The organism is Myxococcus vastator, from assembly GCF_010894475.1.
In the GTDB taxonomy this organism is placed as follows: domain Bacteria; phylum Myxococcota; class Myxococcia; order Myxococcales; family Myxococcaceae; genus Myxococcus; species Myxococcus vastator.
The window spans coordinates 1-9,008 of record NZ_JAAIYB010000354.1 but is presented as its reverse complement, the minus strand read 5'-3'; the positions used below and the strand labels follow the sequence as shown (position 1 = coordinate 9,008).

The window sequence follows — 9,008 nt, the reverse complement described above, 5'->3', positions numbered from 1 at the left end:
ACGCGGGAGTCGTCGCCGCGTGAAGCGCCCTGCGCATCCCCCCGCTCGGAGCACGCCCTGCCCGCGCCGCACTCCCAGCATGGGACCTCCGTGCCTCGCCGCGACTCGGGGCGCGTGAGGCGCGCATTCACGCTAGGCTCTTCTGTCGTTGGCGCGACACGAGCGCTGACGCCGTGCGTCGGACGTGCGGTTTGACGCGCGGAGCCATCGACCGTGCTTTGACACCCTCCTTGCCGGGTGCTACCGCTAGGTGAAACATGAATCGGGCTTCAGCTTCTCCAGACCGCTCCGGACCCGTCACGCCGCGAGGCCAGAAGACGCGTGCGAAGCTGTTGAAGGCCGCGGAGTCGGTCTTCGGTGAGAAGGGCTACGAGCGCGCCTCCATCGCGGACATCACGCGCAAGGGCGGCGTGGCGCTGGGGACGTTCTATGTCTACTTCCCCGACAAGCAGTCCATCTTCGTCGAAGTCGTGGACGAGCTGGGCACGCGCCTGCGCCGGCTCATCGCCGAGTCCGTGACCGGCTGCGAGCACCGCGTCGACGTGGAGCGCCAGGGACTGCGCACCTTCTTCCAGTTCGTGCGGCAGCACCCCAATCTCTATCGCGTGGTGCGCCAGGCGGAGTTCGTGGATGAGGCGTGCTACCGCCGCTACTACGACCGCTTCGCTCGCGGCTACGTGAGCGGGCTCACCCGCGCCATGGAGGCGGGCGAGGTGCGGCGCATGGACCCGGAGGCGCTGGCCTACTGCCTCATGGGCATCAGTGATTTCCTCGGCATGCGCTGGGTCCTCTGGGAGGAGGACCCGGGGCTCGAGCGCGTGCTCGACACCGCGATGACGCTCATCTCCCACGGCCTGGACCCGCGCGCGTCCACGGGCCGCAACACCGTGAAATCCTCCGCTGCTTCGAAGCCTAAGCCGAAGCCGAAGCCCAAGACCCCGAAGAAGAACACCCTGCGTTCCGCCCGCCGACCGGCGCGCGGCGCCCGGAGCTGACGAACACCCATGCGATACGCCCAGATTCTCTCCACTGGCCGCTACGTCCCCGAGAAGGTCCTCACCAACGCCGACGTCGAGAAGATTCTCGGTGAGAAGGTGGATGAGTGGCTCCAGCAGAACGTGGGCATTCGCGAGCGCCACATGATGGCGGATGACCAGGCCACCTCCGACCTCTGCGTGGGCGCCGCCCGCCAGGCGCTGGAGCGCGCGGGCACGAAGCCGGAGGCGCTGGACCTCATCATCATCGCCACCGACACCCCGGACTACCTCAGCCCCGCCACCGCCTCCGTGGTGCAGGCGAAGCTGGGCGCGGTGAACGCCGGCACCTACGATCTCAACTGCGCGTGCGCGGGCTGGGTGACGGCGCTGGACGTGGGCTCCAAGACGATTGCCGCGGATGACAGCTACCAGCGCATCCTCGTCGTGGGCGCCTACGGCATGTCGCGCTACATCAACTGGAAGGACAAGAAGACGGCCACCCTGTTCGCGGACGGCGCGGGCGCGGTGGTGCTGGGCGCGGGTGACACGCCCGGCTTCATGGGCGCGAAGCTGCTGGCCAACGGCGAGTACCACGACGCGCTCGGCGTCTACACCGGCGGGACGAACCGCCCGGCCACCGCCGAGTCGCTGGAGCTCACGGGCGGCAAGCCCGCGGTGCAGTTCGTCCGCAAGTTCCCCGCGACGTTCAACACCGAGCGCTGGCCCATGCTGCTGGACCAGCTCCTCAAGCGGCAGAAGCTGCAACTGGATGACGTGAAGCAGTTCGTCTTCACCCAGCTCAACCTGCGCACCATCGAAGCGACCATGAAGATCCTGGGCCAGCCGATGGAGAAGGCCCACTACACCATGGACAAGTGGGGCTACACCGGCTCGGCCTGCATCCCGATGACGCTGGATGACGCGGTGGTGCAGGGCAAGGTGAAGCGCGGCGACCTGGTGGCCCTGTGTGCCAGCGGCGGCGGGCTCGCCATGGCCTCCGCCCTCTACCGCTGGACGGCCTGAGTCACGCCATGACGGAGGGCGCTCACATGTTCATCGGTGACTGGATGGGCCGTGGCGCCCTGTACTGGCCCGACAGTGTCGCGGTGGTGGACCCGTCCCGTGGGGACGCGGGCCGCTTCACCTACCGCGCGATGAACACGCGCGCCACCGCGCTGGGCGGCTGGCTGCGCGACGTGGCCGGCGTGAAGAAGGGGGACCGGGTGGGCCTCGTGGCCCACAACGGCGTGGAGTACCTGGACGCGCTGTTCGCCTGCGCGAAGCTTGGCGCCGTCTTCGTCCCCTTCAACTGGCGCCTGCACGCCGCCGAGCTGGCGGACCTGGTGCGCTCCATCCGTCCCGGCGTGCTCCTCTTCGGCGACGACTTCCGCGACACCATGGCGGACGTCCGCGAGCGCCTGGGCGGCGGTCCCCGGCTGGTGGCCCTGGAGCCGCGCGGCCTGCCGGGCGCGGACGCCTACGCGGCGGCGCTGGCCCACGTGCCGGGCGCGCCGGTGACGCAGGACGCGGTGTCCGAGGAGGACATCCTCTGTCTCATCTTCACCGGCGGAACGACGGGGCGCTCGAAGGGCGCGCGCGTCAGCTACCGCATGGTGGCGTGGAACACGCTCAACACGCTGGTCCACGAGGTGCGGCCCGGCGACGTCACGGTGACGCACACGCCCATGTTCCACACGGGCGGATTGCTCGTGTACACGCTGCCGCTGCTCACCGTGGGAGGCACCGTCGTCATCATGCGCCGGTGGGAGCCGGAGGCGCTGCTGGACCTCATCCCCCGGGAGCAGGTGACGCTCTTCTTCGCGGTGCCCACGCAGTACCAGCAGCTCCTGGAGTCGCCGCGCTTCAAGACGACGGACTTCTCCTCCGTGCGCTTCATGACCAGCGGTGGCGCGGCGCTGCCGGTGCCGCTCATCCAAGCGTGGCAGGCGGTGCACCCGGTGCCCTTCAAGCAAGGCTTCGGGATGACGGAGTTCGGCCCGGGCCTCTTCAGCATGGGGCCGGAGTACGCGGTGTCGAAGGCGGGCTCCATTGGCCGGCCCAACTACTTCATCGCCGCGAAGCTGGTGGATGACGACGGCCGGGAGGTCCCCACGGGCGAGGTGGGCGAGCTGCTCCTCAAGGGTCCCTCCATGTGCTCCGGCTACTTCGAGGACGAGGCCGCCACGCGCGAGGCCATTGACCCGGACGGGTGGCTGCACACCGGCGACCTGGCGCGCATGGACGCGGACGGCTTCTTCACCATCGCCGGGCGCAAGAAGGACATGTTCATCTCCGGCGGGGAGAACATCTACCCGCTGGAGCTGGAGGCCGCGCTGTACGAGCACCCCGCCGTCGCCCAGTGCGCCGTGGTGGGCGTGCCCGACGAGAAGTGGGGCGAGGTCGGCCGCGCCTTCGTGGTGTTGAAGCCGGATGGGAAGGTTTCGTCGGAGGCGCTGTTGGAGCACCTGCGGGGACGCGTGGCGCGCTTCAAGGTGCCCAAGCGCGTGGAGCTGCTGGAGCGCCTGCCCATCTCCGCGGCCGGAAAGATTCTCAAGCGCGAGCTTCGCGACGCGGCCGTGGCCGCGGACCGGGACCGCTCGCGTCATTGAGCGTGAACGCACCTTGAAGGACGGGCCACGCCAACGGTGGCTCGCTGCCTGTCGACTGTCGCGTCAGCCCGGCGATGCCCGCCGGAAGAAGAGGAGCAACCCCATGAAGAAGATGCTGCTGTCCGCGGTGATGACGTCTGCGCTGTCCCTGGTGGGCTGTGGTGAGAGCGACCCGATCGACAACGGCCCTGACAACACCCCCAACCTGAGCACGTCGCAGGGCATCCTGACGTTCCTGGAAGGAAAGACGCTGACGATGACCGGGGACGACATCCCGACCCATCCGAACGGCTTCAGCGAGGACGTCAACTTCGGCGCCAGCTCGCAGTGCTACCAGAGCGTCACCATGTCGGTGCAGGGCGGCAACTTCCGGGTGGACAGCATCCCGGGCACCATCGAGGGCGCGCCGCAGGCGGGCCAGACGGGCACCTGCAACCCGGACCTGCCGCAGAACGCGCTGACCTTCACCTCCACCGTCGTGAACATCGAGAACGTGTCGGCGGACGGCGAGTGCTTCGACGTCGTGTTCTCCTTCCCGGGCTTCCGGCAGGTGGGCCGCGGCTCGTTCTCCGCGGACCAGCGGCGGCTGGACCTGGAGCTCTTCTTCGAGGGCGGCGCCACGGGCGCCAACTGCGCGGCGGGCGCGGTGGGCTCGGCCACGGTGAACCAGGTCATCGGGGGCGAGAGCCGTCCGTTCGAGGGCAGCGCGGTGCAGAGCTACGTCATCAGCGGCAGCTAGTGTGAAACCCACCGGGAGGGAGGTGTGCTCCTCCTCCCTTCCGTGTGGGGCCCGCGCCCGGCGGTTGCCGTGTGGCGCGGGCGCAAGAGTCGAGCACGCAGACGTTCGCAGTCCGGCCGGAAGGCTGGGAGCGCCCCCGCGCGCGGGGCCGAGGTGTTTATGGCACGGTGGTGGTTGTCCGAGGCACGCAGGGCGGCGCGGCGGTCCGCGGGAGCCCTGGCGTTGGTGCTGGCGGGGGTGTCGCTCCCGGCGGCGGCGCAGAGCACGCCGGTCCCCGGCCTCTACTTCGGTGAGTGGAACGACGAGGCGAACCGCGACGAGGACGCGAAGCCGCGCGAGTTCAGCCTCATCAATTACTTCTTCACGCGCGTGTCGGTGCAGAACCAGGTGGGTGACCCGGCCGGCCTCCGCGGCGTGTCGCTGGGCCCCATTGGCCTGCCCGCGGGGAGCGCGGTGCGCGCCGAGCCCGGCCTGTCCGCGTACTTCATCGAGCAGCGGTGGATTCCGGTGCTCGAGTACAGCCCCCACTTCGTGGACGGGCTGGCCTCCTTCCGGGCCCAGTTCGAAATCGACTACATGTGGGGCCGCTCCGCCAACGCGCTCCAGCAGAACGAGGGCGGCGGCTTCAACGCCGACCAGGTCAACATCCAGACGAAGAACGTCAACGTCGCGCTGTATCCCACGCGCAACCCGCGGCAGTTGACGCTGCTGGTGGGCACGCAGCCGGCCTACGACAACGTCTACGACCCCACGCGCACGCCGCTGTCGGACATCACCCGCACCGGCTACAAGATGAGCTTCCTGGGCAGCGATGCCACGGGCCTCTCCCTCTTCAGTGGCTACAAGGGCCTGGCCAAGCTGAGCCTGCTGCCGCTGGGCTCCGCGCAGGCGGACAAGGCCACGCGCAACGACCCTCGCCTGAAGTACATCTGGCTCATCACCGGTGACTACGTGTACCCGGTGCGGCCCAACACGAACGTGGGCCTGTCGCTGTGGTTCCTCAACGACCAGACGAAGGGGGACGCCTACGCCTTCGAGGGCCTGGTGAAGAGCGGCCCGTCCTCCACGGGCCTCAACACCTTCACGGGCACGGCGCGCTTCGACATCGCGCGGCCCACGGGCAACGTCTTCTGGGCGGGCGCCAACTTCAATCACAACATCGACTTCCGCACGGGCCGGTTCGGCGCGTCGGGCTTCGTCATGTACAACGGCGGCAAGTACGTCAGCGACGACCCGGAGCGCTCCGCCCTGGACGAGCTCACCATCTCCGGCCTCTCCGCCAACCTGGAGCTGATGTACCAGTGGGGCCGCGGGTCCGCGGACATGCTCACGCTGGAGGGCATGTACACCACCGGTGACAGCGACCTCTCCGACTCGCGTTACACCGGCGCCTTCACGCTCAACCAGTACGGCCTGCCGGGCGCGGTGTGGTTCAACCACAAGATGCTCATCCTGTTCCCGTTCACCAGCACGGTGAACAACTACACGGGCGCGGTGACGGACATCTCCAACCAGGGCTACGGCATGCGCGCGGCCATCGCCACCGCGGCGTGGGACATGGTGCCCAACAAGCTGAACCTCAAGCTGGGCGTGGGCACCGCCACCTCCGACGCGACGCCCGCGCGGTGGACGCCCGAGGTCGAGCGCGGCCGGTACATTGGCACCGAGGTCAACGCGGAGCTGCGCTACCACATCCGCTACCTCATGACGGCCGGCCTGCACGCGGGCTACCTGTTCCGGGGCAGCTTCTACGAGGGCTCGCCCACCATCCGGACCAACCCCTTCTCCGTCTTCACCACCTTCACCTGGTACGCGTTCTGACCATGAGCACCTCCCGCGCATTCACCGCCCTGCTCCTCGCGGCGGGGCTCTCCTCCGCCGGTTGCGTGCGCTCGTTCGCGCAGCAGCCCGCGCTCTCCTTCCAGGACCTGGACTACTCCTCCGAGGGCTCGAAGCAGCCCTGGCCGGTGAAGCGGCTGGCGCTGCCTCGCACCGCGAACCAGTACGGCATGGCCGTGGTGCCCGAAATGGCCTACGTGGACATGCCCGGCAGCGGCCCGGACGCGAAGGCCGTCGTCTTCATCCACGGCCTGGGTTCGTACCTGAAGTTCTGGCGGGCGCAGCTGGACGCCTTCCAGCAGCAGGGCTACCGCGTCATCGCGGTGGACCTGCCCGGCTACGGCAAGTCCGACAAGCCCGGCAGCTTCCCGTACACCATGGAGGCCATGGCGGACGCGGTGCTGGAGCTGGTGGACACCCTGGGCCTGGACACGCCCGTGCTCGCCGGCCACTCCATGGGCGGGCAGACGTCGCTCTCCTTCGCCATCCGCTACCCGGCGTCGCTCAGCGGGCTGGTGCTGGCGTCGCCCGCCGGCTTCGAGAAGTTCAGCTGGCGGGAGAAGGAGTGGTTCGCGCGGGTGATGAGCTCCGAGTTCATCAAGACCGCGCCGGAGGCCAGCATCTGGGGCAGCGTGCGCCAGGGCAATTTCATGCACTGGCGGCCAGAGCTGGAGTGGCTGATTGAGGAGCGCGTGCGGCTGGCGAAGTCGCCCGAGTTCGACGCCTACGCCTACGCCAACGTGCGCACGGTGCGGGGCCTGTCCAACAACGACTTCGTGCGTGGAAACCTGCACCGCGTCACCGTGCCCACCGTCATCATCTACGGCACGGATGACCGGCTCATCCCCAGCCCCTTCCTCCACGGCGGCGAGGCGCGCGGCGTCATGGAGTACGGCGCGTCTCACATCCCCGGCGCGAAGCTGGTGGCGCTGGAGGGGTGCGGGCACACGGTGCAGCTCGACTGCGCGGAGCGCTTCAACGAGGCGGCCTTCGCCTTCGTCCGCGACGTGGCGGCGGAGCGCATCGAGGTGCCGTCCGCGCCCGCGAAGGAGGCGGCGCCACAGCCGGAGTCTCCGCCCGCACCGGCATCCGAGCCGCTCATGCCGCAGAGCCTGCCTCCGCCCACGCCGGGCCAGGAAGGCGAGCCGACGCCGGGCGTGCTGCCCCAGCCGTAGCGCGCGGCCCGGTGCACCTCCACCCGTTCGCAAGGGTGGAGGTGCCTGCGCGGAGCCGGTTACGGGATGGTGTGGTTGACCACCATGCCGTACTGGACCGCCTCCGTCAGGTCCTTCGAGTTGAAGTGGCCGTAGGGGTAGCCGGTGTAGCGCTTCTCGCCCGTCTGCCCGGGGATGCGCGACGTGTACTCGCCGTAGACGATGCCGTCGTAGCCGATGATTTCGTCCGCCGTGGAGTAGATGGTGTAGCGGTAGGCGCCCTCGTAGCCGCTCCTGGAGCGCAGGTCATTGAGGTACGCTGAGCGGCCGGTGACGCTGCCCCAGTAGAGGTAGCCCGGGTACAGGCCATTGGTGGAGCCGCAGGTGGGCGTCGACGGACCGGACAGATAACAAGACGTCAGGCCCAGGTTGGCGCCGGCGATGCCGACGAAGGTGTCCACCGAGGACGTGAGCGGCGCGCCCACGTTGTAGCTGCCGCCGTCCGCCGCGTCGTGGGCCGTGCCGCCGAGGATGGCCTTGCGCGCCAGCGTCACGCCCATGGAGTGGGTGATGATGTCCACCTTCGAGGCGCCGGTGTACGCCTTCACCGCCTCGATGAACTTGCGCACCTTCATCACGTTCTGCTTGGAGTGGTACTGGTTCGCGGACTGGAGCGCGTTGGCCGGGCCCCACGTCGTCGCGTACAGCTCGCTCGTCTTGTAGCCCCGCGAGTGGAAGTACTCGATGGAGTTCGTCCAGCCCGTCTGGCCGAAGACGCCCGAGCCCACCGCCTTGTCCGAGTTGCCGTGGATGAAGATGACGGGCTGCTTCGTCACGGTGTCGGAGGCGCTGGCCTTGCCGCCGTAGCTTCCGCCCTTGAGGTCCGCGCGGACGAAGTCGTAGCTGTTGTAGCCGTTGGACGACAGCCAGTTGCGGAAGTGCGTGGTGGCGCCGGAGGTGGAGACCGCCGCGGCCTCCACCGCGCCCAGCGCCTCCTCGTGGGGCGCGAGCTCCTCGCCGCAGCCGGTGGTGATGCCAAGCAGCAGCGTGCTCGCGAGATACAGCGAAGGCCTCAGACGCATGGGCATGCTCCTCTGTTTGTTTTTGGAGAGCGCGTCCGGAACAGGAAGTGTCCTCGAGCGCGATACACAGTCTAGAGACATCTCCCGCGAGCGTCTTCCGTCGTCTGGACGTGCACGGACGTTGTCGCGCTGCGTCGCGTGGTACTCAACGGGGTATGCGCTCACGCAAGGTCGTCATCCGGAAAGCCGGTGGGTACGGGCAGCTCCACCTTGAAGAGGTGAATCAGGTTTCACCTGGAGTCGGGGAGGTCCGGGTGGCCACCGAGGCCATCGGGGTGAACTATGCGGACTGCGTCATCCGCATGGGGCTGTACGCCTCCGCGAAGGAGTACGTGGGGTGGCCCATCACCCCGGGCTTCGAGTTCGCCGGCCGGGTGGAGGCCGTGGGCGAAGGGGTGGCGGACCTGGCGCCTGGCGCGCGGGTGTTCGGTGTGACTCGCTTTGGTGGGTACGCCACCCACGTCACCGTGCCCCGTCACCAGGTGTTCACCGTGCCCGCGCGGCTGAGCATGGAGCAGGCCGCGGGGTTCCCCACGGTGTTCCTCACCGCGTACTACGCGCTCTTCGAGCTGGCGCACCCGCGCCCGGGCGCCCATGTGCTGGTGCAC

Annotated in this window: 8 protein-coding genes; 7 read left to right on the top strand and 1 reads right to left on the bottom strand. The window is 68.8% G+C overall.

Translation table 11 applies throughout. The features are described from left to right. Positions 1-257: 257 nt before the first annotated feature. From G4D87_RS27840 to G4D87_RS27815, 6 genes are all read left to right on the top strand, one after another. On the top strand, positions 258-995 hold the full coding sequence (locus G4D87_RS27840) for a TetR/AcrR family transcriptional regulator (RefSeq protein WP_163785675.1): 738 nt from the start codon (positions 258-260) through the stop codon (positions 993-995). A 9-nt stretch (positions 996-1,004) separates the two neighbouring features. Further along, positions 1,005-2,000: a 3-oxoacyl-ACP synthase III family protein gene (locus tag G4D87_RS27835; RefSeq protein ID WP_163785673.1), complete on the top strand. Its 996-nt coding sequence runs from the start codon at positions 1,005-1,007 to the stop codon at positions 1,998-2,000. Between the two features lie 8 nt (positions 2,001-2,008). Then, a complete protein-coding gene (locus G4D87_RS27830) occupies positions 2,009-3,586 on the top strand; it encodes an acyl-CoA synthetase (protein ID WP_163785671.1) in 1,578 nt (525 codons plus the stop codon). 103 nt (positions 3,587-3,689) lie between these two features. Further along, complete coding sequence (locus tag G4D87_RS27825; protein ID WP_163785669.1) at positions 3,690-4,325, top strand: hypothetical protein; 636 nt, start codon at positions 3,690-3,692, stop codon at positions 4,323-4,325. Between the two features lie 159 nt (positions 4,326-4,484). Continuing rightward, complete coding sequence (locus tag G4D87_RS27820) at positions 4,485-6,146, top strand: hypothetical protein (protein ID WP_163785668.1); 1,662 nt, start codon at positions 4,485-4,487, stop codon at positions 6,144-6,146. A 2-nt stretch (positions 6,147-6,148) separates the two neighbouring features. Continuing rightward, positions 6,149-7,339: an alpha/beta fold hydrolase gene (locus tag G4D87_RS27815; protein ID WP_163785666.1), complete on the top strand. Its 1,191-nt coding sequence runs from the start codon at positions 6,149-6,151 to the stop codon at positions 7,337-7,339. A gap of 59 nt (positions 7,340-7,398) precedes the next feature. Here the strand turns inward: G4D87_RS27815 and G4D87_RS27810 are convergent, their stop codons facing one another. After that, positions 7,399-8,400, bottom strand: a complete 1,002-nt coding sequence (locus G4D87_RS27810; protein ID WP_205507748.1) for a lipase family protein — start codon at positions 8,398-8,400, stop codon at positions 7,399-7,401. 155 nt (positions 8,401-8,555) lie between these two features. Here G4D87_RS27810 and G4D87_RS27805 point away from each other — a divergent pair. Then, the coding region (locus G4D87_RS27805) for an alcohol dehydrogenase catalytic domain-containing protein (protein WP_163785663.1) at positions 8,556-9,008 on the top strand (453 nt) is incomplete at its 3' end.

Coding starts and splice junctions, on each gene's coding strand:
- G4D87_RS27830 (WP_163785671.1), top strand. CDS start 2,009: ATGACGGAGGGCGCTCACATGTTCATCGGTGACTGGATGGGCCGTGGC.
- G4D87_RS27815 (WP_163785666.1), top strand. CDS start 6,149: ATGAGCACCTCCCGCGCATTCACCGCCCTGCTCCTCGCGGCGGGGCTC.
- G4D87_RS27840 (WP_163785675.1), top strand. CDS start 258: ATGAATCGGGCTTCAGCTTCTCCAGACCGCTCCGGACCCGTCACGCCG.
- G4D87_RS27820 (WP_163785668.1), top strand. CDS start 4,485: ATGGCACGGTGGTGGTTGTCCGAGGCACGCAGGGCGGCGCGGCGGTCC.
- G4D87_RS27825 (WP_163785669.1), top strand. CDS start 3,690: ATGAAGAAGATGCTGCTGTCCGCGGTGATGACGTCTGCGCTGTCCCTG.
- G4D87_RS27835 (WP_163785673.1), top strand. CDS start 1,005: ATGCGATACGCCCAGATTCTCTCCACTGGCCGCTACGTCCCCGAGAAG.
- G4D87_RS27810 (WP_205507748.1), bottom strand. CDS start 8,400: ATGCGTCTGAGGCCTTCGCTGTATCTCGCGAGCACGCTGCTGCTTGGC.